16 protein-coding genes and 1 pseudogene are annotated in these 22,457 nt (G+C 71.8%); 8 read left to right on the forward strand and 9 right to left on the reverse strand.

The window, feature by feature from the left end:
• Window positions 1-38 precede the first annotated feature (38 nt).
• The 4 genes from ACWD4B_RS00415 to ACWD4B_RS00430 all read left to right on the forward strand — a co-directional run bounded on the left by ACWD4B_RS00415 (window position 39) and on the right by ACWD4B_RS00430 (window position 2,800).
• The gene (locus ACWD4B_RS00415) at window positions 39-1,061 is read left to right on the forward strand and encodes a Gfo/Idh/MocA family protein (protein WP_451418635.1); all 1,023 of its coding nucleotides are present in this window, start codon (window positions 39-41) and stop codon (window positions 1,059-1,061) included.
• A gap of 2 nt (window positions 1,062-1,063) precedes the next feature.
• Entirely contained in the window at window positions 1,064-2,089 is a 1,026-nt protein-coding gene (locus ACWD4B_RS00420; RefSeq protein ID WP_451418692.1) for a Gfo/Idh/MocA family protein, read from the forward strand.
• Window positions 2,090-2,275: 186 nt separating this feature from the next.
• Window positions 2,276-2,482, forward strand: a complete 207-nt coding sequence (locus ACWD4B_RS00425) for a helix-turn-helix transcriptional regulator (protein ID WP_336413349.1) — start codon at window positions 2,276-2,278, stop codon at window positions 2,480-2,482.
• A 105-nt stretch (window positions 2,483-2,587) separates the two neighbouring features.
• The gene (locus ACWD4B_RS00430) at window positions 2,588-2,800 is read left to right on the forward strand and encodes a heavy-metal-associated domain-containing protein (protein WP_451418636.1); all 213 of its coding nucleotides are present in this window, start codon (window positions 2,588-2,590) and stop codon (window positions 2,798-2,800) included.
• 441 nt (window positions 2,801-3,241) lie between these two features.
• On the opposite strand, the gene ACWD4B_RS00435 is transcribed toward ACWD4B_RS00430, so the two are convergent.
• The 5 genes from ACWD4B_RS00435 to ACWD4B_RS00455 all read right to left on the reverse strand — a co-directional run bounded on the left by ACWD4B_RS00435 (window position 3,242) and on the right by ACWD4B_RS00455 (window position 10,351).
• A complete protein-coding gene (locus ACWD4B_RS00435; RefSeq protein WP_390781068.1) occupies window positions 3,242-4,531 on the reverse strand; it encodes a citrate synthase in 1,290 nt (429 codons plus the stop codon).
• A gap of 174 nt (window positions 4,532-4,705) precedes the next feature.
• On the reverse strand, window positions 4,706-6,949 hold the full coding sequence (gene recD2 / locus ACWD4B_RS00440) for an SF1B family DNA helicase RecD2 (protein WP_451418637.1): 2,244 nt from the start codon (window positions 6,947-6,949) through the stop codon (window positions 4,706-4,708).
• Between the two features lie 248 nt (window positions 6,950-7,197).
• On the reverse strand, window positions 7,198-8,028 hold the full coding sequence (locus ACWD4B_RS00445; protein WP_451418638.1) for a sugar phosphate isomerase/epimerase family protein: 831 nt from the start codon (window positions 8,026-8,028) through the stop codon (window positions 7,198-7,200).
• Entirely contained in the window at window positions 8,025-9,185 is a 1,161-nt protein-coding gene (locus tag ACWD4B_RS00450; protein ID WP_451418639.1) for a dihydrodipicolinate synthase family protein, read from the reverse strand. Before ACWD4B_RS00450 ends, ACWD4B_RS00445 begins: the two co-directional genes overlap by 4 nt.
• Complete coding sequence (locus ACWD4B_RS00455; protein WP_451418640.1) at window positions 9,182-10,351, reverse strand: Gfo/Idh/MocA family protein; 1,170 nt, start codon at window positions 10,349-10,351, stop codon at window positions 9,182-9,184. Before ACWD4B_RS00455 ends, ACWD4B_RS00450 begins: the two co-directional genes overlap by 4 nt.
• Window positions 10,352-10,422: 71 nt before the next feature.
• On the opposite strand from ACWD4B_RS00455, the pseudogene ACWD4B_RS00460 reads away from it, so the two are divergent.
• A pseudogene (locus ACWD4B_RS00460) lies at window positions 10,423-11,139 on the forward strand (sugar phosphate isomerase/epimerase family protein); the annotation flags it as partial.
• Here the strand turns inward: ACWD4B_RS00460 and ACWD4B_RS00465 are convergent.
• Window positions 11,087-12,061 carry an EamA family transporter gene (locus ACWD4B_RS00465; RefSeq protein WP_451418641.1) on the reverse strand — a complete coding sequence of 325 codons (975 nt, stop codon included), beginning with the start codon at window positions 12,059-12,061 and terminating at the stop codon, window positions 11,087-11,089. The pseudogene ACWD4B_RS00460 and the gene ACWD4B_RS00465 sit on opposite strands and share 53 nt — an antisense overlap.
• 143 nt (window positions 12,062-12,204) lie before the next feature.
• Here ACWD4B_RS00465 and ACWD4B_RS00470 point away from each other — a divergent pair, with 143 nt between their 5' ends.
• From ACWD4B_RS00470 to ACWD4B_RS00480, 3 genes are all read left to right on the forward strand, one after another.
• Window positions 12,205-13,110: a LysR family transcriptional regulator gene (locus ACWD4B_RS00470; RefSeq protein ID WP_451418642.1), complete on the forward strand. Its 906-nt coding sequence runs from the start codon at window positions 12,205-12,207 to the stop codon at window positions 13,108-13,110.
• A gap of 59 nt (window positions 13,111-13,169) precedes the next feature.
• Window positions 13,170-13,796: a TetR/AcrR family transcriptional regulator gene (locus ACWD4B_RS00475; protein ID WP_451418643.1), complete on the forward strand. Its 627-nt coding sequence runs from the start codon at window positions 13,170-13,172 to the stop codon at window positions 13,794-13,796.
• A gap of 293 nt (window positions 13,797-14,089) precedes the next feature.
• Window positions 14,090-14,716 (forward strand): hypothetical protein, encoded by a 627-nt coding sequence (locus ACWD4B_RS00480; RefSeq protein WP_451418644.1) that lies wholly within the window; start codon window positions 14,090-14,092, stop codon window positions 14,714-14,716.
• Between the two features lie 16 nt (window positions 14,717-14,732).
• Here ACWD4B_RS00480 and ACWD4B_RS00485 read toward each other — a convergent pair whose 3' ends face one another.
• From ACWD4B_RS00485 to kdpB, 3 genes are all read right to left on the reverse strand, one after another.
• Window positions 14,733-16,187, reverse strand: coding sequence for a S28 family serine protease (locus ACWD4B_RS00485; protein WP_451418645.1), 1,455 nt, complete (start codon window positions 16,185-16,187; stop codon window positions 14,733-14,735).
• Between the two features lie 96 nt (window positions 16,188-16,283).
• Entirely contained in the window at window positions 16,284-20,087 is a 3,804-nt protein-coding gene (locus ACWD4B_RS00490; protein WP_451418646.1) for an ABC transporter ATP-binding protein, read from the reverse strand.
• 141 nt (window positions 20,088-20,228) lie between these two features.
• Window positions 20,229-22,376 (reverse strand): potassium-transporting ATPase subunit KdpB, encoded by a 2,148-nt coding sequence (gene kdpB / locus ACWD4B_RS00495; protein WP_451418647.1) that lies wholly within the window; start codon window positions 22,374-22,376, stop codon window positions 20,229-20,231.
• Between the last annotated feature and the right edge of the window lie 81 nt (window positions 22,377-22,457).

Below are 22,457 nucleotides of genomic sequence, written 5' to 3' on the forward strand. Positions count from 1 at the left end.
GACGCACAACGACGTACAACGACGTACGAGGAAAAGTCATGACGTATCAGCACGCACCGCTCGGCGTCGCCGTGATCGGCACCGGCCGGATGGGATCGGACCACGTCCGGCGCATCGACGAGGTCATCAGCGGGGCGCGGGTGGCCGCTGTCGTGGACATCGACGGCGACCGCGCCAAGGCGGCCGCCGACCGCATCGAGGGCTGCACCGCCCACACCGACCCCGCAGCCGCGATGGCCTCTTCCGAGGTGGACGCCGTGCTGATCGCCTCGCCCGGGCCGGCCCACGAGGCGGCGCTGCTGGAGGCGTTCGCCCGCGGCCTGCCCGTCCTGTGCGAGAAGCCGCTCACCCCGGACGCGGAGTCCGCCCTGCGCGTGGTGGAGGCGGAGGCGCGGCTGGGCAGGCGGCTGGTACAGGTGGGGTTCATGCGGCGGTACGACGCCGAGTACCGGCAGCTCAAGGAGTTGCTGGACGGGGGCGGGATCGGGCGGCCGCTGATGCTGCACTGCACCCATCGCAACGTCGCGACGCCGCCGGGTTTCACGGGCTCGATGATGATCAACGACTCGGTCGTCCACGAGATCGACGTGACCCGCTGGCTGCTGGGCCAGGAGGTCACCGCGGTGCAGGTGCTGCGGCCCGCACCCACCGCGGCGGCGCCCGCCGGGCTGAGCGATCCCCAGCTGGTCCTCTTCGAGACCGCGGGCGGTGCCGTCGTCGACGTCGAGATCTTCGTCAACTGCGGCTTCGGCTACCAGGTGCGCTGCGAGGCGGTCGGCGAACGCGGCACGGCGCGGATCGGCGAGGCGCACGGGCTGTCGGTGGACGCGGGCGGGCGCTGGGGCGGGGCGATCGCGCAGGACTTCGTCGAGCGCTTCCGGGACGCGTACGACCGCGAGGTGCAGGCCTGGGTGGACGCCACCCGGCGCGGGGAGACCACGGGCCCGAGCGCCTGGGACGGGTACGCGGCCGCCGCCGTCTGCGCGGCGGGCGTGCGGGCCCAGGACACGGGCGGGCGCACGCCCGTGCTGCTGGCCGAGCGGCCGGAGCTGTACCGGTGAGCCTGCGGGTCGGGCTGCTGGGCGCGGGGCGGATCGGCTCGTTCCACGCGGCGGTGCTGGCCGCGCTGGACGAGGTGGACGAGCTGCTGGTCGGGGACGCGGACGCGGGACGGGCCGCGGAGCTGGCCGCGCGGCTGGGCGGCGCGCGGGTGCGCCCCGTCCCCGCCGTCGACGACGTGTTCGCCTCCGGCGTCGACGCCGTCGTCATCGCCACCACGACCGCCTCGCACGCCGCTCTGATCACCCGGGCCGCGCGGGCCGGCCTGCCGGCCTTCTGCGAGAAGCCCGTCGCCCTGGACGTGGCGGGCACGGCGGCCGCGCTGCGGGAGGTGTCGGCGGCGGGCACGCTGCTGCAGATCGGCTTCCAGCGGCGCTTCGACGCCGGGTACCGGGCGGCCCGCGAGGCGCTGCGCAGCGGCCGGCTCGGGCGGGTGCACACCATCCGGGCCGTCACCTCCGACGCCGCTCCCCCGCCCGCGGAGTTCCTGCCGCTGTCGGGCGGGCTCGTGCGCGACTGCATGGTGCACGACTTCGACGCCGTGCGCTGGCTGACGGGGCGCGAGGTGGTGGAGGTGTTCGCGCGGGGCTCGGACGCGGGCGCGGCCATGTTCCGCGAGGCCGGCGACGTGGACACCGCTGCCGCGCTGCTCACGCTGGACGACGGCACGCTCGTCACCGCGACCGCGACGCGCTGCAACGGTGCGGGGTACGACGTGCGGATGGAACTGTCCGGGGAGCTCGACCAGTGGGCCGTCGGGCTGGACGGCCGGACGCCCGTGACCTCCGCCGAGCCGGGCGGTCCGGCGGCACCGGCGCGGCCGTGGCCGGGCTTCCTGGAGCGCTTCGAGGGCGCCTATCGCGCCGAGCTGGCCGCGTTCGCCGGGGCGGTGGCCCGGGGCGGCGCGAGCCCGTGTCCCGGCGCGGAGGGGCTGCGGGCGCTGCTGGTGGCGGAGGCCTGCGAGCTCTCCCGGCGCGAGAACCGGCCGGTGCGGGTGACCGAGGCGGCCGCCGCCGCGGGCATCCACTGACAGTCACACCTCCGTAACGGACGTCACACGCCCGCACGCCCTGCGTCACAGCCGGGCAACTGCCGCACGCGCACGGTCACTCTGCGTCGCCATCCGGGGCCAGGCTCTGAGGGACCGAAAGGCCGCGCCGCAGTCCCCCGACGGAACCCCCCTCCGTGGCTGCGGCGCTGCGGAGAGGCGCGAGAGATGACCGACCGTCGGCTCTGGTCCTACAAGGAGATCGCAGCACACATCGGCGTGCAGACCGACACCGTGCGCTCGTACCGGAAACACGGGGTGATGCCCGCCCCGGACCTCACCGAGGGCGGCAAACCGTACTGGTTCGCCGACACGATCCGCTCCTGGGTGGCCTCCCGGCCCGGCAACCGCCCCCGGCGCGGGCTGCGGACCTGATCACCTGTCACCTCACACCCCCTGGGACGAAATACCCCCAGGGGGTAAGGTGTTGTCCGCCGCGAGACGGTACGAGACACCCGATGCCCCGATGAGGAGAACGCCATGAGCACCACCACCTACAAGGTGACCGGCATGACCTGCGGCCACTGCGAGTCCGCGGTCAAGAGCGAGATCTCGGCCCTCGACGGCATCACCACGGTCGAGGCCGCCGCGGCCACCGGACTGGTCACCGTCACCGCCGCCGCCCCGCTGGACGACGAGGCGATCCGCACCGCCGTCGACGAGGCGGGCTACGAGCTCGTCGGCCGCGTCTGATTCCGGACGCGCCCCCGCCCGGCCCCGCCCGGCAGCCGACCCCGCTAAGGCCGGATCCTTCACGAAATCTGCACGATCAACCCCTTGCCCTTTTACGTCCCCTTATGGCAAGAGACCTAGATCACATCGATTTAGAGGTAACCATTACCGGGGGTCGCGGGTCTAACCGGGCAGTGCTGGATCGTCTTGGGGGACGGTACCGGCCACGCGTGGCCGGGGCACGTACCCGGGGAGCTTTGAGCGGCCCTCCCGTCCGTACGTGTTCCGGCAGATCGCGCAGGCGTGAGCCCAGGCGTACCGAGGCTCCCGGACGGATCCCGTGGGGGGAATCCGGGCCGGGGTTACGGAAAAGCGCCCCGCTCCGACCCGTGGGGGGATCGGACGCGGGGCGCTTTTTCTCTGCTTTCCTGCTCAGATGCTCTGCTCAGGCGTGGAGCCGGGTCAGCGCTCTTCCACCGGGACGAAGTCGCGCTGGACGACGCCCGTGTAGATCTGGCGCGGACGGCCGATGCGGGAGCCCGGCTCCTTGATCATCTCGTGCCACTGGGCGATCCAGCCGGGGAGCCGGCCGAGCGCGAAGAGCACGGTGAACATCTCGGACGGGAAGCCCATGGCCCGGTAGATGAGACCGGTGTAGAAGTCCACGTTCGGGTAGAGGTTGCGCGAGACGAAGTAGTCGTCGCTGAGCGCGTGCTCCTCAAGCTTGAGCGCGATGTCCAGCAGCTCGTCGCTCTTGCCGAGGGCGGAGAGGACGTCGTGCGCCGCAGCCTTGATGATCTTCGCCCGGGGGTCGAAGCTCTTGTAGACGCGGTGCCCGAAGCCCATCAGGCGGACGCCGTCCTCCTTGTTCTTCACCTTGCGGATGAAGGCGTCGACGTCACCGCCGGAGGCGGCGATGGACTCCAGCATCTCCAGCACGGCCTGGTTGGCGCCGCCGTGCAGCGGGCCCCACAGGGCGTTGATGCCGGCGGAGATCGACGCGAAGAGGTTGGCCTGCGAGGAGCCGACCAGGCGCACGGTCGAGGTCGAGCAGTTCTGCTCATGGTCCGCGTGCAGGATCAGCAGCTTGTCGAGCGCGTTGACGACGACCGGGTCCAGCTCGAACTCGGCGGCCGGCACGGAGAACGTCATGCGCAGGAAGTTCTCGACGTAGCCGAGGTCGTTGCGCGGGTAGACGACCGGGTGGCCGATCGACTTCTTGTAGGCGTAGGCCGCGATCGTCGGCAGCTTGGCGAGCAGCCGGATCGTGGACAGGTGACGCTGCTTCTCGTCGAACGGGTTGTGGCTGTCCTGGTAGAAGGTCGACAGCGCACTGACCACCGAGGACAGCATGGCCATCGGGTGGGCGTCGCGCGGGAAGCCGTCGAAGAACCGCTTGACGTCCTCGTGCAGCAGGGTGTGCTGGGTGATCTCCTGCTTGAAGGCCGCCAGCTCGTCGACGGTCGGCAGCTCGCCGTTGATCAGCAGGAACGCCGTCTCGAGGAACGAGCTGCGCTCGGCCAGCTGCTCGATCGGGTAACCGCGGTAGCGGAGGATGCCCTGCTCGCCGTCGAGGTAGGTGATCGCGGATTTATAGGCGGCAGTGTTGCCGTAGCCGGAGTCAAGGGTCACCAGACCGGTCTGGGCGCGGAGCTTGCCGATGTCGAAGCCCTTGTCGCCGACGGTGCTCTCGACCACCGGGTAGGTGTATTCGCCGTCGCCGTACCGCAGTACTACAGAGTTCTCGCTCACGTCATCCCTCACCGACGTTGTGCCTCTTCTTCGAGGTGCCCTGACTACCCCTACCTTCCCCCATTTGGACGATGTACGTGCACTCGGGGTCGGCCATAGGGCCCAAGAACGGCACTGAGTGCCGTCCAACCCGCCCATCCTGCCCCCTTCGCCCTGATTGGTAAACCGTTCTGATCAGAGACGAACACCACCTCCTCCGCTTGTGAAGAGCCGGTGGTCGAGGGCGGTACAGCGCCTTCCCGCCGAAACGGTGCGCACCGCCTGGCCCAGGGCTCTCCGGGAGCCCACCAGTACCACCAGTTTCTTCGCCCTGGTGACCGCTGTATAGAGGAGATTACGCTGGAGCATCATCCAGGCACCCATGGTGACCGGGATCACCACCGCCGGGTACTCGCTGCCCTGCGAGCGATGGATCGTCACCGCGTAGGCGTGGGCGAGTTCGTCGAGCTCGTCGAAGTCGTAGTCGACGTCCTCCTCCTCGTCGGTGCGCACGGTCAGCTTCTGCTCCACCTCGTCCAGTGCCGTGACCACGCCCACCGTCCCGTTGAAGACGCCGTTCCGCCCCTTCTCGTAGTTGTTGCGGATCTGGGTGACCTTGTCGCCGACGCGGAAGACCCGCCCGCCGAAGCGGCGTTCGGGCAGATCGGGGCGGGCGGGGGTGACGGCCTGCTGGAGCAGGCCGTTGAGCGTGCCGGCGCCGGCCGGGCCGCGGTGCATGGGGGCCAGCACCTGGACGTCCCGGCGCGGGTCGAGCCCGAACTTCGCGGGGATGCGCCGGGCGGCCACGTCCACCGTCAGCCGGCCCGCCTCGTCGGTGTCCTCCTCGGCGAAGAGGTAGAAGTCCGCCAGCCCCTGAGTGATGGGCGGCACCCCGGAATTGATGCGGTGTGCGTTGGTCACCACGCCGGACTGCTGCGCCTGCCGGAAGATCCGTGTGAGCCGCACGGCGGGGACGGGACTGCCGTCGGCCAGCAGGTCGCGCAGCACCTCGCCCGCGCCGACGGACGGGAGTTGGTCCACATCCCCGACGAACAGCAGGTGGGCGCCCGGCGGAACGGCCTTGACGAGCTTGTTGGCCAGCAACAGGTCGAGCATGGACGCCTCGTCGACCACCACCAGGTCGGCGTCCAGCGGCCGGTCCCGGTCGTACGCCGCGTCACCGCCGGGCTTGAGCTCCAGCAGCCGGTGGACGGTCGAGGCCTCGGCACCGGTCAGCTCGGACAGCCGCTTGGCGGCCCGTCCGGTCGGGGCGGCGAGCACCACCTTGGCCTGCTTGGCGCGCGCCAGCTCCACCACCGAGCGCACGGTGAAGGACTTGCCGCACCCCGGGCCGCCGGTGAGGACCGCGACCTTGCTGGTCAGCGCGAGCCGGACCGCCTGCTGCTGCTCGGCGGCGAGCTCCGCGCCCGTGCGCCCGGACAGCCAGGCCAACGCCCGCTCCCAGTCGACGTCCTGGAAGGCCGGGAGCCTGTCCTCCTCGGTGCGCAGCAGGCGCGCGACCTGGCCGGCCAGCGACAGCTCGGCGCGGTGGAACGGCACGAGGTACACGGCCGTGACGGGCTCGCCGCCGTCCGGGCCGGGGACGCTCTCGCGGACCACGCCCGCGCCGTCCTCGCTGTGCTCGTCCGAGGCCAGGTCGGCGAGGCAGTCGATGACGAGGCCGGTGTCGACCTGGAGCAACTTCACGGCGTCCGCGATCAGTTGCTCCTCGGGCAGGAAGCAGTGACCCTGGTCGGTGGACTGGGAGAGGGCGTACTGCAGGCCCGCCTTGACGCGGTCGGGACTGTCGTGCGGGATGCCGACGGACTGGGCGATGCGGTCGGCGGTCAGGAAGCCGATGCCCCAGACGTCGGCGGCCAGCCGGTAGGGCTGGTTGCGCGTGACGGAGATCGAGGCGTCGCCGTATTTCTTGTAGATGCGCACGGCGATGGACGTGGAGACGCCGACACACTGGAGGAAGAGCATGACCTCCTTGATGGCCTTCTGCTCCTCCCAGGCGGCGCCGATGGAGCGGGTGCGCTTGGGGCCCAGGCCGGGGACCTCGATCAGGCGCGCGGGCTCCTTCTCGATGATGTCCAGGGTGTCCGTGCCGAAGTGACTCGTGACCCGGTCCGCGATGCGCGGGCCCACGCCCTTGATCAGGCCGGAGCCCAGGTAGCGGCGGATGCCCTGGATCGTGGCGGGGAGGACCGTGGTGTAGTTCTCCACGGTGAACTGGCGGCCGTACTGCGGATGGGAGCCCCAGCGGCCCTCCAGCCGGAGCGACTCGCCCGGCTGCGCGCCGAGCAACGAGCCGACCACGGTGAGGAGGTCGCCGCTGCCGCGGCCGGTGTCGACGCGGGCGACCGTGTAGCCGTTCTCCTCGTTGGCGTAGGTGATCCTTTCGAGGACCCCTTCGACCACTGCCAGTTGCACCATGCCCCGACGGTACCGGTGCCGTCCGACAGGGCGTTCGGGGCTGGGGATATCCGCGGTTCCGCTTACGCATTCGAGGGGCCCGGTCCGTCGACCGGGCCCCTCGGGTCCCCCCTTGCAACGGCTTCCTCCGAATCCCCCCGGATCCCTCCCCAGGAAGCCTGATGCACAGTACGACCCACGGGAGCCGCGAACGGTTGCAGCGAATCCAAGGCGTTACACTTCCGTTACGGAAGGTGGGGAACCCCAGTTCACAGCACGTGCGTCCGATACCGGTCCAGCACTTCCGCAAGCACGTCGGCCCCGTCCCGCGCCCACAGCGCCGGGCTGAAGATCTCCACCTCGACCGGGCCCGCATAGCCCGCGGCATCGGTCCGTTCGCGGAACCACCGCAGGTCCACCGCACCGTCGCCGAGCTGCCCCCGCCCCAGCAGAGCCCCCTCGGGCAGGGGCGTGACCCAGTCGGCGAGCTGGAGGGCCGCGATGCGTCCGCCCTCCCCCGCCCGTGCCAGCTGCCCGGCCACCGTGTCGTCCCACCACAGGTGGTAGGCATCGGCCACCACCCCCACGCGCTCCGCCGGAAAGCGCTCGGCGAGGTCGAGGGCCTGGCGGAGGGTGGAGACCACGCTGCGGTCGGACGCGAACAGCGGGTGCAGCGGCTCGACGGCCAGCCGCACCCCGTGGGCCGCCGCGTACGGTGCCAACTCGCCCAGCGCGTCGGCGATCCGCTCACGCGCCCCGTACAGGTCACGGCTGCCCGGCGGCAGCCCGCCGCACACCAGCACCAGCGTTCCGGTGCCGAGGACGGCCGCCTCCTCGATCGCCGCCCGGTTGTCGTCGACGGCGGCGATCCGCTCCGCAGGGTCGGCGGCTGTCAGGAATCCGCCCCGGCACAGGCTGCTGACCGCCAGCCCCGCCTCCCGCACCAGCCGTGCCGCGGCCCGCAGTCCGTACGCCTGCACCGGCTCCCGCCACAGCCCGACGTTCCGTACTCCGGCCGCCGTGCAGCCGGACACCAGCTCGGGCAGGGACCATTGGCGAACGGTCTGCTGGTTGATGCTGAACCGGTCGATGCCGCTCACTGCTCCACCCCGTGCACGGCCAGCAGCCGACCCATGCGTGCCTCGGCCAGCTGCGGATCGGGGAACAGGCCCAGCCCGTCCGCGAGTTCATAGGCACGCGCGAGGTGCGGCAGCGACCGGGCGGAGTGCAGGCCGCCCGCCATGGCGAAGTGGGCCTGGTGGCCGGACAGCCAGGCCAGCAGCACCACTCCCGTCTTGTAGAAGCGCGTCGGAGGCGCGAACAGATGACGCGCCAGTGGAACGGTCGGATCCAGCAGTGCGCGGAAGCCGGAGCGGTCGCCGCCGTCCAGCAAGCGCAACGCCTGCGCCGCGAGAGGGCACACTGCGTCGAAGACGCCGAGAAGGGCGTCGCTGTGGTGTCCGCCGTCCCCTGCGACGAGTGCCGGGTAGTGGAAGTCGTCGCCCGTGTAGCAGCGCACGCCGTCCGGAAGCCGGCGCCGCAGGGCCCGTTCGTGCTCCGCGTCCAGCAGGGACACCTTCACCCCGTCGACCTTGTCCGCGTGCTCGGCGACGATCGCGAGCAGCGTGCCGGTGGCCTCGTCCGGGTCGGTACTGCCCCAATAGCCGTTCAGCTGAGGGTCGAACATCCGGCCCAGCCAGTGCAGGATGACCGGTGCAGCAGTTTGACGGAGCAGGCGGCCGTAAACCTCCCGGTAGTCGTCCGGAGTCGTGGCCACGGCTGCCAGCGCCCTGGAGGCCATCACGACCGCCCGGGCGCCCGCGCCCTCGACCGCCGACAGCTGTTCCTCATAAGCCGACACGACGTCGGCGAGGGTCAGCGAACCGTAGGGCGGGGCGAGTTGGTCCGTGCCCGCCCCGCAGACGAGCGGGCCGCCCACGGCTGCCGCCTCGGCGGCCGTGCGGCGGATCAGCTCGGCGGCGGCCGGCCAGTCCAGACCCATGCCGCGCTGTGCGGTGTCCATGGCCTCCGCCACCCCCAGGCCGTGCGCCCACAGGTGCCGGCGGAAGGCGAGTGTGCCGTCCCAGTCGAGGGCTGCCGGGCCGTGCGGCGTGGTGTTGCCGAAGGGGTCGGCGACGACGTGGGCGGCGGCGAAGGCGGTCCGGGACACCGGGGGCGGGCCCGGCGCCACGGGCTGCGGGTCGGCTCTGGGCACGTAGTGGCGCAGTGCCCCCGTCGTGTCCGGCAGCCGGATCACCGGGCCGGCTCCGGCACGTCGAGCCTGCGTCCCTCGGCCGAGGAGCGCACGCCCAGTTCGGCGAGCTGCACGCCGCGCGCCCCGGCGAACAGGTCCCAGCGCCAGGGCTCGCCCCGCGCCACATGCCGCAGGAACAGCTCCCATTGCGTCTTGAAGGCGTTGCCGAACTCCCCGTTGTCCGGCACCTCCTGCCACTGGGCGCGGAAGGCGTCGGCGGCCGGGACGTCCGGGTTCCACACGGGCCGCGGAGTGACCGAGCGGTGCTGCACGCGGCAGCCGCGCAGTCCGGCGACGGCCGAGCCGTCCGTCCCGTCGACCTGGAGCTCCAGCAGCTCGTCCCGGTGCACCCGCACCGCCCAGGAGGAGTTGAACTGGGCGACGGCTCCGCCCTCCAGGCCGAAGACCGCATAGGCGGCGTCGTCGGCGGTCGCCTCGTAGGGCTTGCCCTGCTCGTCCCAGCGGCAGGGTATGTGCGTCGACAACTGCGCCTGCACGGTGCGCACGGGGCCGAACAGCTCCCTCAGCACGTACTCCCAGTGGGGAAACATGTCGGCGGCGATGCCGCCGCCGTCCGCCGCACGGTAGTTCCACGACGGCCGCTGGGCGCTCTGCCAGTCCCCTTCGAAGACCCAGTAGCCGAACTCCCCGCGCACCGAGAGCACGCGCCCGAAGAAGCCGCCGTCGACGAGCCGTTTGAGCTTGCGGATCCCCGGAAGAAAGAGCTTGTCCTGGACGACGCCGTGGCGCACGCCGGCAGCGTCCGCCAGGCGGGCCAGACGGATCGCGCCTGCGTGGTCACTTGAGACGGGTTTCTCGCAGTACACATGCTTGCCCGCGCTGATGGCCCTGCGCACTGCGTCCTCACGGGCGCAGGTGGCCTGTGCGTCGAAGTAGATGTCGATGGTCGGGTCGGACAGCACAGTGTCCAGGTCGCAGGACCACTGTGCGATCCCGTACTGCCGGGCGAGCGTCGCCAGTTTGCGTGCGTCACGCCCGACGAGCACCGGTTCGGGCTGCAGGACCGTCCCGTCGGCGAGTGGCAGGCCGCCCTGGTCGCGCAGTGCGAGGACGGAGCGTTCGAGGTGCTGGTGGTGGCCCATCCGGCCGGTCGCACCGTTCATGGCGATGCGGAGGACCGTGCCGTCGGCCGACTCCCTGGCCGTCATCCCGCGAAGCTAGCACCCCCGTCTGCCGTACGGGGCGCATTCCGGACCGCCGGGCGGGGAAGCCGCTTTCCATGAAACTGGCTTTCTCCACCCTCGGTGTCCCCGGCCTGCCCGTCCCCGACGTGGTACGCCTCGCCAGGAGCTGCGGCTACGACGGCGTCGAACTGCGCACGCACCCGGAGGAACCCGTGCACCCGGGCATCCCGCCCGGCGAACGGGCCGGAGTGTCCGCGGCGTTCGCCGATGCGGGCGTGGAACTGCTGTGCCTCGCCGGATACGTCCGGGTCGCCTCGCCCGGCCCGGACGGCCCCGTGCTGGAGGACCTCGCGGAGCTGGTGCGGCTGGCCGGCGAGCTCCGGGCGCCGTACGTGCGGGTCTTCCCCGGCGCCGGTGATCCGCCCGCGGCGGAGGCCGACGCCGTCGCCGCACGCCGGCTGGGGGCCATCGCCCCGCTCGCCGTGGACTCGGGCGTGCGGGTGCTGCTGGAGACCCACGACTCGCACAGCCGCGCCCAGGACGCGGTACGCGTCCTGGGCCCGGTGGGGCACGGCAGCATCGGTGCACTGTGGGACGTGCTGCAGACCTGGCGGGGCGGGGAGCCGCCGGAGGCGACCTTCCCCGCGCTCGCCCCGCACCTGGGCTATGTGCAGGTGAAGGACGTCGCCTCCGCGGAGGACACCGCTCCGCTGCCGCTGGGCGCGGGGGTGCTGCCGCTGGCCGGCTGCGTGAGCGCGCTCACCGCGGCAGGCTGGGACGGCTGGCTGTGCTGGGAGTACGAGAAGCGCTGGTACCCGCAGGCCGCGGACTTCGCGCAACTGGCAGGCCACGGGCGGGAGTACCTACGGGAGCTGCTCGCCGCCGCCCCGGCAGCGAGGTGAGCGCGACCCCGCCCACCAGGAGGGCCGCCGCGCACCAGCGCAGCGGGCTCACCCCCTCGCCCAGCAGGAGGGCCGCGGAGGACATGCCGAACACGGGCACCAGCAGCGAGAAGGGGGCCACGGTCGAGGCGTCGTAGGTGCGCAGCAGGAACCCCCAGATCCCGAAGCCGAGCAGCGTGGTGATCCAGGCGACGTACACGACGGCGCCCACGCCGCTCCAGTCCAGCGAGCCCAGCGCCGCGGCGTCGGCGGCCGGGCCCTCGAAGAGCAGGGAGAGCAGCAGCAGGGGCAGCACCGGGACCGCACTGACCCACACCATGAACCGCAGGGCGTCCGGCGGGGCGGCCTTGCGGGTCAGGACGTTGGAGACGCCCCAGAAGGCCGCGGCGGCCACCACGAGGGCGAAGCCCGTCAGCGGCCCCGAGGCGCCCTCGTCGACGGCGGCCACCGCTATGCCCGCCAGGGCGACGGCCATGCCCAGGAGCCGGACGCGGCCGGGCCGTTCGCCCAGGGCGGCCATGGCGAACAGGGCGGTGAAGACCGCCTGGACCTGGAGCACCAGCGAGGACAGCCCGGCCGGCATCCCGGCGTGCATCCCGATGAACAGCAGTCCGAACTTGGCCACGCCCAGCACCAGTCCGACCGCGACGACCCACCGCCACTGCACTCGGGGCCGGCCGACGAGGAGGACGGCGGGCACGGCTGCCACGAGGAAGCGCAGCGCGCAGAACAGCAGCGGCGGGAAGTGGCCGAGGCCGACGTCGATGACGACGAAGTTGACGCCCCAGAGGGCGGCGACGAGCACGCCGAGGGCAATGTGGAACGGACGCATGCGATCAGCATCACGGCACCCGATCGTTCAGCACCAGCACGGGCTGCTTCATCATGGGATTCAGTAACGCTCAACAGTCAACGCTCAACAGCCAACGGCAATCGACGGAGCGGAAACCGACAAGGGACACCCCGGGGGCTCACATGCTGGACCTGTCACGCCTGCGCGCCCTGCACGCCGTCTCCGTGCACGGCTCGGTCAGTGCGGCGGCCCTCGCGCTGGGCTACACGCCCTCCGCGATCTCGCAGTCGATCACCAAGCTGGAGCGGGAGACGCGCACCACGTTGCTGGAACGGCGCGGGCGGGGCGTGATGCTCACGGACGCGGCCGTCGAACTGGCCGAGACCGCACGGGAACTGCTGGCCATGGTCGAGCAGGCGGAGACGGACCTGGAGGAGCGGCGCGGGCAGCCCACCGGCCGGATCGTCGTCGGGGCGTTCGCCTCGGCCGCACGCGGACTGCTGCCCGGCGTGCTGGCCCAGCTCACCCGCGAACACGCCGCGCTGGACGCCCGGCTGATCGAGGTCGACCCCCACCTGTCGGTCGGCCTGGTGGCCCAGGGCGCCCTCGACATCGCGGTCTGGCACGACTGGGACATCGTGCCGCACACCACGCCGGAACGCCTGGAGCGGGCGAAGATCGGCGACGACCTGTGCGACGTGCTCGTACCGGAGGGGCACCCGCTGGCCGGACGCGAACGGCTGGAGCGCAGCGACCTGGTGGGCCTGCGCTGGATCAGCAACCCGCCGGGCACCGTCTGCCACGACTGGCTGGTCCGTACGCTGCGGGCCCTCGGCAGCGAGCCGGACCTCGCCTACCAGGCCGCGGAGAACCACACGCAGGTCGCCCTCGTCGCGGCCGGGCTGGGCGTCGCCCTCATGCCCCGGCTGGGCCGCGGACCGCTGCCCGAGGGCGTGGTGGACGTACCCCTGGAGCCCGTCCCCGTGCGCCGGCTGTTCGCCTACTGGCGCACCGGAGCGGCCCGCAGGCCCGCCATCAGCGAAACGCTGCGCGTGCTGCGCGAGCAGTGGCCGCAGCGGGCCTCCTGACCGGTCGATTTGAGCGATCGATTGAACCGTATGATGAACGCTCGTCGAGAGGGCGGCACATGTCGGTGGAGACCAGGGAACGGCTGATCGCCGCCGCGGGGGCGGTGCTGCGCACGCAGGGCTACGGCAAGGCCAGCGCGCGGACCATAGCCAAGGAGGCGGGCGTCAACTCGGCGCTGATCTTCTACCACTTCGGGGGCGTCGACCCGCTGCTGTTCGCCGCACTCGACCGGTCGTCCGACGAACGCATGGCGATGCACGCCGTCACCGTCGCCGAGTGCCGCACCCTGGAGGAGCTCGCGGCGGCCGCCACCCGCATCTACCGCGACGACCTCGAGGGCGGTCACATCGCCCTGCTCTCCGAGCTCGTGGCGGCCGCCGTGGCCAAGCCCGAGCTGCGCCAGGAGATCAAGGTGCGGGTCGAGCCGTGGATGGCGTTCATGGAGGAGACCCTGGAGCGGGTCATCGGCGGCACCGCGCTGGCCCGCCTCACTCCGCCGCGCGATCTGGCCAACGCTGCCTGCACGTTCTACCTCGGGGTCAACCTCTTCACCGTGCTGGACGCCGACCGCTCGCGCACCGAGTCGGTCTTCGCGATGGTCCGGCGGCTCGCCCCGCGCGCAAAGCTGCTCACCCTGCGCCGTCCCGTACGCCTCCGCAGGGCACAGCACCGCGCAGCGCAGTAGGCCGCGGGGCACGGAACCGCTCCGGTGCGCCGTACGTCGAAGCGACGTGCAGCCGGGGAGCCTCCGCAGAGCGGTGTCGGCGTCGCTGACCGCCGCGTTGCTGACCACCCTCTCCGCCGCCTGCGGCCGGCCGCACCCCGCCGTCGGCGTACCCCCTCCCGACAGCGCCGGCGGTGGGCAGCCCCGCGGGCGCACGAAGGGACGGCCGGTCACCCTGCGCGAAGCCCGGCGCACGCCTGGCGTGTGCCGGTCGCGTCGGGTAACTGTGGGCCGATGCCAGGGGTTGGGGGATCATGCGTCATCACTTGCTGTCCGCAGCGTTGCTCGCGTCGGCCACGCTGTCGGGGATGTTCACGCTGAGCGGCTGCCAGGAACAGCCGGTGCAGAACGCCGCCGCCTCCGGCAGCCAGACCCTGCAGGCGCGGCAGGGGCGCCCCGCGCAGTTCCTGGCGCGGGGCACGTGCGCCGGACGGGGCCGGGGCCGGGCGGCCTTCGAGGAGGTCGACTGCGCGAGCGATGAGGCCGCCGCCAGCGTGCTGGCCCGCTACAGCGGCCCGCAGGCGAGCGGGCCGCGCTGCCCGGACGACACCGACTTCGTCCTGCACATCGCGGCCGTCGACACCGGCACTTCGGAGCGGGAGAGCTCGCCCGAGGGCTACGCGTGCATGCGCAACCTGCGGCCCCCGCACCCCGGCGACCCCGGAATGGGCGGTGGGCCGCTCACGGTGGCGGGGGACTGCGTCTACACGGAGCGCGAAGGGGTGGTGAAGGAGACGGCGTGCGACGGCTCGACGAGGCACGCGCCGGAGTACCGCGTCGAGGAGACGGTGCCCACGCGGGACGACTGCCCGGAGCGTACGGACCTCTACGTGGACGTGGGCGGCAGGGCCCCCGTGGGGTGCGCCCGCCGCCTGTCCTGACACGCCGGATGCGGCTTCACGGCCGCAGCGCGGCCTCCCTCTCCACGGGCCGGCCGTCCAGCTTGGCGTCGTACGGCGCCAGCGGCTTCGCGTGCCGCTCGTCCTTCTGGACGGCCGCGGGGGCGACGCCCGCCCACTTCAGGACCTCGGCCGTGGCCGTGGCCCGCTCGTCGGCCACCAACTGTGCAATGTTCGAACCGTGGTTGCCGCCGGGGGCGACGAAGCGGTAGTCGTGCCGGGCCGCGGCGTCGCGGCCGAGGCGGAACGGTTCGGCACCCCAGGGGTCGTTCTGGCCGTAGACGAAGAGCATCTGCGTGCTGTCGTTGCGCACCCAGCGGTCGACGTCGGCCATGACGCCCGGCTTCCACTTCATCGGTATGTCGCGCGACACGTAGTTGCGCGGGGCGTAGATGCCGGGGTAGCGCAACAGGCCCTTCAGATGAGGGCTCTTGAAGGTCGGGGAGCCGAGCTCGGTGCCCGCCTGGTAGTAGTACGGGGTGAAGCGCTCCAGGCCCTGGTCCGTGTAGCCGTCGAAGCCCGAGATGGTGTCGATGAACTTGTAGAGCTCGTCCGTCGGGGCCTTGGTCGCGGGCACGGAGGCGCAGTCGCTCTGCAGGTGGTACTGCCAGAACGACCACACCAGGTCCAGGACGACGTTCTCGTACGCCTTGTCGGCGCTGCCGACGACCTTGAACGTCTTGCCGTTCTCGTCGGCCCACTTCTGGTAGCGGGCGACGATCTCGTCACGGCGCACGAGCGCCTCGCGCTGCACCGAATTGAGCTGCGTGCGGCAGGCCTTGTCCCCGACGGTGGCGAAGAACCGGTCGTACGGGCGGTCGTCGCCGTTGTGCACGTCGTTGGGCGCGACGTAGGCGACGGTGCCGTTCATGTCGTGGGGGAAGAAGCGGCGGTAGTAGGTGGCGGTCATGCCGCCCTTGCTGCCGCCGGTCGCCAGCCAGTTCTTGCCGTAGACGGTCTTCAGGGCCTGGTAGAGGCGGTGCTGGTCGTTGGCCGCCTGCCAGATGTCGAGCGTGGACCAGTCGGCCGGCTGCGGCCGGGACGGAGTGAAGAAGCGGTACTCCATCGACACCTGGTTGCCGTCGACGATGCGCGTCGGCTCGCTGCGGGACGGGGTGGTGGAGACGTTGTAGCCGGAGGTGTAGAAGACGGTGGGCCGGTCCGTGGACTTGTGCAGCAGGGTGAAGCGCTGCTCGAACGTCCCGCGGTCCGGGTGGCGGTGGTCGACCGGCTGTGTGTAGGTGAGCACGAGGTAGCGGTAGCCCTGATAGGGCTTCTCCTCGACGAAGTGCATGCCGGGGATCTGCAGGATGCGGTCCTTGATGTCCGCGGTCTCCTGCGTCTCCCCGGCGTTCGTCCCGGTGGCGGCCGTGGCCGCCAGGGCCGGTGCGGCGCCGGCGAGTGTGCCTATGCACATCACCAGTGCCGGCAGCCATCTGCGTGCCGTGCGCATGTTCCCTCCCCTGGGTTCGCAAAGGTCGCCGCGAACCTACCCAAGGGGGCATGCGGCACGCCAGAGTTCACCCGTGAGAGGAGGGACACCGGTGGTCTACGCCGGGATGACCTCTCCCGTGAACGTGCGCCACAGCTGCGCGTACCGGCCGTCCTGCGCGAGCAGTTCGGCGTGGGTGCCGTCCTCCACCACGCGGCCGTGGTCGAGGACCACCACGCGGTCGGCGCGGGCGGCCGTGGTCAGGCGGTGGGCCACGACCAGCGTCGTGCGGCGGCCGGCCAGCCGGTCCGTCGCCTCGTTGACGAGCGCCTCCGTCGCCAGGTCGAGCGCGGCCGTGGCCTCGTCGAGCAGCAGGATGTCCGGGTCGACCAGCTCCGCGCGGGCCAGGGCGATCAACTGCCGCTGGCCGGCGGAGAGATTGCGGCCGCGCTCCGTCACGGTGTGCAGGTAGCCGTCGTCGAGCGTGGCGATCATCGCGTGCGCACCGACCGCCCGCGCCGCCGCCTCGACCTCCGCGTCGGTGGCGTCCGGACGCCCGTACGCGATCGCGTCGCGCACGGTACCGGGGAAGAGGTACGGCTCCTGCGGCACGACGCCGAGCCGGTGCCGGTAGGCGACCGGGTCCAGGTCCCGCAGGTCGTGCCCGTCCACGCGCACCGCGCCCCCGGTCGGGTCGTAGTACCGCGCCACCAGTTTCACCAGAGTCGACTTGCCCGCACCCGTCTCACCGACGAAGGCGACCGTCTGGCCCGCCGGTACGGTCAGCCGGACGTCCGACAGCGCGGCGTCCCCGTCCTCGGCGGCACCGTAGTGGAAGCGCACACCGTCGAATTCGATCCGGCCGCTCAGTTCGCCGACGGCGACCGGCTGTTCGGCCACCGGCGTGGTCGTCGGCTCGCGCAGCAGCGCCTGGACGCGGCCCAGGGAGACGGTCGCCTGCTGGTAGCCGTCGAAGACCTGGGAGAGCTGCTGCACGGGTGCGAAGAACAGGTCTATGTACAGCAGATATGCCACCAGCGCACCCGCCGTGAGCGTCCCGTCGCTCACCCGTCCCGCGCCCACGATCAGCACGGCGGCCGCCGCGACGGACGACAGCAGCTGAACGAACGGGAAGTACACGGAGATCAGCCACTGACCGCGCACCCGGGCGTCGCGGTAGGACAGGCTGCGCTCGGCGAACCGACGACCACCCGAGGTCTCACGGCGGAACGCCTGCACGATGCGCAGGCCGGCAACGCTCTCCTGGAGGTCGGCGTTGACCACTCCGACGCGTTCCCGCGCGAGTTCGTACGCCTTGACGCTGTGGCGGCGGAAGTAGACGGTGCCGATGACGAGCAGGGGCAGCGTCGCGAAGACGACGAGGGCCAGCTGGACGTCGATGACCAGCAGGGCGACCAGAATGCCGAAGAACGTGAGCACGGAGACGACCGCGGTGATCAGACCGGTCTGCAGGAACGACGACAGGGCGTCCACGTCCGTCGTCATCCGGGTCATGATCTTGCCGGTGAGCTCGCGCTCGTAGTAGTCGAGGCCGAGCCGCTGGAGCTGCGCGAAGATCTTCACGCGCAGCGCGTACAGCACGCGTTCGCCCGTCCGCCCGGTCATCCGGTTCTCGGCGACCTGTGCGGCCCACTGGCCCAGGACGATCAACAGGGCGAGGGCGGAGGCCGCCCACACCGCACCCAGGGCCAGGCGCTGCACGCCCTGGTCGATGCCGTGCCGGATCAGCACGGGCAGCAGCAGACCGGCGACCGCGTCGACGGCCACGAGCAGCAGGCTGACGGTCAGAGGTGCACCGAAGCCGCGCAGCAACTGGCGCAGCCCGTAGGCCTTCTCGGGACGTGCGGCCTGTTCCTCGTCGATGTCCGGCGTGTCGGTGGCGGGCGGCAGTGCGGCCACCTTGGCGAGCAGCTCGGGGGTGGCGGGCATCCCTGCGAGCGCGCCGTGCGCCTCCGGGGTGTCGGAGGCGTCCTTGCGCACCCACAGGTGCGGGGTGACACCGTCGACGACCTTCCGCTTGCCCCTGACGGGCGCGACGGCCGGCGGTTCGGCGAGGCCGGTGGCCGCCGCCTCGCCGCCGAAGACGCCCGCGAGGGCGACCGTGCGGCTCTCCCCGGCGGCCAGGCCCGCGGGGTCCTTGCGCACGCCCGCGAGCTCCTCCGGGTCCGTCAGCAGGCGCCGGTACAGCTCGCAGCCGGCCTCCAGCTCCTCGGCCGTGCCGACGGCGGCCAGCCGGCCGCCGTCCAGGACGGCGATGCGGTCGGCCAGTGCGAGCGTGGACGCCCGGTGGGCGATGAGAAGGGTCGTACGGCCCGCCATGACGCCTCGCAGCGCCTCGTGGATCTCGTGCTCCACGCGCGCGTCGACGGCCGACGTCGCGTCGTCCAGGAGCAGCAGGCGCGGGTCGGTCAGGATCGCGCGGGCGAGGGCGATGCGCTGGCGCTGGCCGCCGGAGAGGGTCAGGCCCTGCTCGCCGACCGTGGTGTCGTAGCCGTCCGGCAGTTCGGAGATGAAGCCGTCCGCCTGGGCGGCCTGCGCGGCCGTGCGGATCTGTTCGTCCGTGGCACCCGGCACGCCGTAGGCGATGTTGGCGCGGATGGTGTCGGAGAACAGGAAGCTGTCCTCGGGGACCAGCCCGATGGCTGCGCGCAGCGACGCGTGGGTGAGGTCGCGGACGTCCACGCCGCCGACCCGTACGGTGCCGGAGGTGGCGTCGTAGAAGCGCGGCAGCAGCAGTGCGAGGGTCGACTTGCCGCTGCCGGAGGCGCCGACGACGGCCAGGGTCTCGCCCGGCTCGATGCGCAGGGAGAGGCCGTCGAGCACGGGCCGTTTGCCGGCGTCCAGGTCGTATCCGAAGGTGACGTCGTCGAACTCGACGGTGGCAGGGGCGTCCACGGGCAGGTCATGCGCCCCGTCGCGCTCCTGCACCACCGGCTCGGTGTCGATGAGTTCGAGGACCCGTTCCACACCGGCCCGGGCCTGCTGCCCGACCGTGAGCACCATGGTGAGCATCCGCACGGGCCCGACGAGCTGCGCGAGGTACGTCGAGAAGGCGACGAACGTGCCGAGAGTGACCTGTCCGCGCGTGGCCATCCAGCCGCCGAGGGCCAGCATGGCGACCTGGCCGAGGGCCGGAACGGCCTGCAGGGCGGGCGTGTAGCGGGAGTTGAGGCGCACGGTGCGCAGCCGTCCGGCGAAGAGCCTGCGGCTGACCTCGCGGAGCTTCCCGGCCTCCTGGGCCTCCTGGCCGAAGCCCTTGACGACGCGGACGCCCGTCACGGCACCGTCCACGACACCGGCGACCGCCGCGGCCTGGCCCTGCGCGTACCAGGTGGCGGGGAAGAGGCGGGTGCGGCTGCGCCGGGCGAGGAACCACAGTGCGGGGGCGACCGCGAGGGCGACGACGGTGAGCAGCGGCGAGAGGACCGCCATCACCACGAGCGAGATCACGAACAGCAGGATGTTGCCGATCATCATCGGCAGCATGAAGAGCAGGCTCTGGACGAGCTGGAGGTCGCTGGTGGCCCGGCCGACCACCTGGCCGGTGGAGAGCTCGTCCTGCCGCCTGCCGTCGAGCCGGGCGATGGCGGCGTACATGTCCGTCCGCATGTCGTGCTGGACGTCGAGCGCGAGCCGTCCGCCGTAGTAACGGCGGACGTAGGTGAGCGCGTAGACGACGACGGCCGCCACGACCAGCAGCGTGGCCCAGGGGGCCAGGGGGCGCCGGTGGGAGCCTATGACGTCGTCGATGATCAAGCGGGGTATGAGGGGCACGAGCGCCGTGACGGCCATGCCGACGAGCGAGGATCCCAGAGCCAGCAGTACCGTGCTGCGGTACCGCCAACAGTAACCGGCGAGCCTCCTGGCCCACCCCCGACCGGTTGCGTCCTTCACCGCCACCCCAGACCTCCTGCTGGTCTTCTCCCGCACTGCCGACGGAAGGCCCCAACGCTCCGGGCGGCCGATTTCATCCCGCTGCAACACAGACGGCCGGAACGACCGCATCCGGTCACCTGTGCCGCAGCCACGCCGCGGGGCGGATCAGATCCCGGGGATGTACTGGATCAGCAGGTCGATCAGCTTGATGCCGACGAACGGGGCGACGAGCCCGCCGACCCCGTAGAGGCTCAGGTTGCGGCGCAGCAGCGCGTGGGCCGAGGACGGCGCGTAGCGCACCCCGCGCAGGGCGAGCGGGATGAGGGCCACGATGATCAGGGCGTTGAAGATGATCGCGGAGGCGATGGCGGAGGTCGGGCTGTGCAGGCCCATGACGTTGAGCTTCTCCAGACCCTCGTAGCCGGCGACGCCGCCGAACATGGCGGGGACGATCGCGAAGTACTTGGCGACGTCGTTGCAGATGGAGAAGGTCGTCAGGGCGCCGCGGGTGATGAGCAGCTGCTTGCCGACCTCGACGATGTCGATGAGCTTGGTGGGGTTGGAATCCAGGTCCACCATGTTGCCGGCCTCCTTGGCGGCCGGCGTGCCGGTGTTCATGGCCACGCCCACGTCGGCCTGGGCGAGGGCCGGGGCGTCGTTGGTGCCGTCGCCGGTCATGGCGACGAGGTTGCCCCCGGCCTGCTCCTCGCGGATGCGCGCGAGCTTGTGCTCGGGGGTGGCCTCGGCGATGAAGTCGTCGACGCCCGCCTCGGCGGCGATGGCCCTGGCGGTGAGCGGGTTGTCGCCGGTGACCATGACGGTCTTGATGCCCATGGCGCGCAGTTCGGCGAAGCGCTCGGCGATGCCGGGCTTGACGACGTCCTTGAGGTGGACGGCTCCGAGCACGCGGGCACCGTCGGGGTCCTCGATGGCGACGAGCAGCGGCGTGCCGCCGGCCGCTGCGACGGACTCGACGATCCAGGCGGCCTCCTCGGGCACCTGGCCGCCGCGCCGGGCGACCCACTGGACGACTGCATTGCCGGCGCCCTTGCGGATGCGGCAGAAGTCGCCCTGGAAGGCGAAGTCGACGCCGCTCATGCGCGTCTGGGCGGAGAAGGGGACGAAGCGGCCGTGCGAGAAGTCCCCGTCGTTGTGGTGGATTCCGTGCTGCTTGGCCAGCTCGACGATGGAGCGGCCCTCGGGTGTCTCGTCGGCGAGGGACGACAACTGTGCGGCGTCGGCGAGGAGTTCCGCGGAGATGCCCTTGACGGGCACGAAGGCGGCCGCCCGGCGGTTGCCGAGGGTGATGGTGCCCGTCTTGTCCAGCAGGAGCGTGCTGACGTCCCCGGCGGCCTCCACGGCCCGGCCGGACAGGGCGACGACGTTGCGCTGGACGAGCCGGTCCATGCCCGCGATGCCGATCGCGGAGAGCAGAGCGCCGATGGTCGTCGGGATGAGGGTGACCAGCAAGGCGACCAGAACCGTGATGGTCTGCGGCGCACCCGCCCAACTGGCCATCGGCTGCAGCGAGACGACGGCCAGGATGAAGATGACGGTGAGAGAGGCCAGCAGGATGTTGAGCGCCAGCTCGTTGGGCGTCTTCTGCCGGCTCGTCCCCTCGACCAGAGCGATCATCCGGTCCAGGAAGGTATGACCGGGGCGTGAGGTGATCCGGACGACGATCCGGTCGGAGAGCACCTTGGTGCCGCCGGTGACGCTGGAACGGTCGCCGCCCGACTCGCGGATCACGGGGGCGGACTCGCCGGTGATGGCCGACTCGTCGACCGAGGCGACGCCCTCGACGACCTCGCCGTCACCGGGAACGGTCTCGCCGGCCGCCACGACCACGAAGTCCTGCGGCCGCAGATCGGTCGCCGCTACCTGCTCCTCCTCCCAGTCGTAGCTCTGGATGCCGACCCGCCAACTGCGCAGCCGCCGGGCGACGGTGGTACTGCGCGTGCGGCGCAGCGCCTCCGCCTGTGCCTTGCCGCGGCCCTCGGCGACCGCCTCGGCGAGGTTGGCGAAGATGACGGTCAGCCAGAGCCAGACGCTGATCACCCAGGCGAAGGCCGAGGGTTCGAGCACGGCGGAGAGGGTCGTCAGGACGGAGCCGACCTCGACGACGAAGAGCACGGGGTGCTTGACCATCACCCGCGGGTGCAGCTTCCGGACGGCCTCCGGGAGGGACGCGACCAGCTGTTTGGGATCGACGAGCCCGCCGCCCACCCGCCGGTGGCTGCGCCGCCCGGCTCCGGTCGGGGGCGGCGGGGGCGGGGTCGTCTGTACGTCCTGGTCCGGCAGCAGGTGCAGCATCGGGATGGCCTTAGCGGTCGGATGGCGTGGAATGACCGACTCAGCCAATCGTCTCCGGCACATCCGCCGGGATCCCCTGAC

This window comes from Streptomyces sp. NPDC002536 (genome assembly GCF_053594995.1).

Excerpts from the sequence above, each read along its gene's own strand:
- ACWD4B_RS00415 (WP_451418635.1), top strand. The coding sequence starts at position 39 with ATGACGTATCAGCACGCACCGCTCGGCGTCGCCGTGATCGGCACCGGC.
- ACWD4B_RS00425 (WP_336413349.1), top strand. The coding sequence starts at position 2,276 with ATGACCGACCGTCGGCTCTGGTCCTACAAGGAGATCGCAGCACACATC.
- ACWD4B_RS00430 (WP_451418636.1), top strand. The coding sequence starts at position 2,588 with ATGAGCACCACCACCTACAAGGTGACCGGCATGACCTGCGGCCACTGC.
- recD2 (WP_451418637.1), bottom strand. The coding sequence starts at position 6,949 with ATGGTGCAACTGGCAGTGGTCGAAGGGGTCCTCGAAAGGATCACCTAC.
- ACWD4B_RS00455 (WP_451418640.1), bottom strand. The coding sequence starts at position 10,351 with ATGACGGCCAGGGAGTCGGCCGACGGCACGGTCCTCCGCATCGCCATG.
- ACWD4B_RS00465 (WP_451418641.1), bottom strand. The coding sequence starts at position 12,061 with ATGCGTCCGTTCCACATTGCCCTCGGCGTGCTCGTCGCCGCCCTCTGG.
- ACWD4B_RS00470 (WP_451418642.1), top strand. The coding sequence starts at position 12,205 with ATGCTGGACCTGTCACGCCTGCGCGCCCTGCACGCCGTCTCCGTGCAC.
- ACWD4B_RS00475 (WP_451418643.1), top strand. The coding sequence starts at position 13,170 with ATGTCGGTGGAGACCAGGGAACGGCTGATCGCCGCCGCGGGGGCGGTG.
- ACWD4B_RS00480 (WP_451418644.1), top strand. The coding sequence starts at position 14,090 with ATGCGTCATCACTTGCTGTCCGCAGCGTTGCTCGCGTCGGCCACGCTG.
- ACWD4B_RS00485 (WP_451418645.1), bottom strand. The coding sequence starts at position 16,187 with ATGCGCACGGCACGCAGATGGCTGCCGGCACTGGTGATGTGCATAGGC.
- kdpB (WP_451418647.1), bottom strand. The coding sequence starts at position 22,376 with ATGCTGCACCTGCTGCCGGACCAGGACGTACAGACGACCCCGCCCCCG.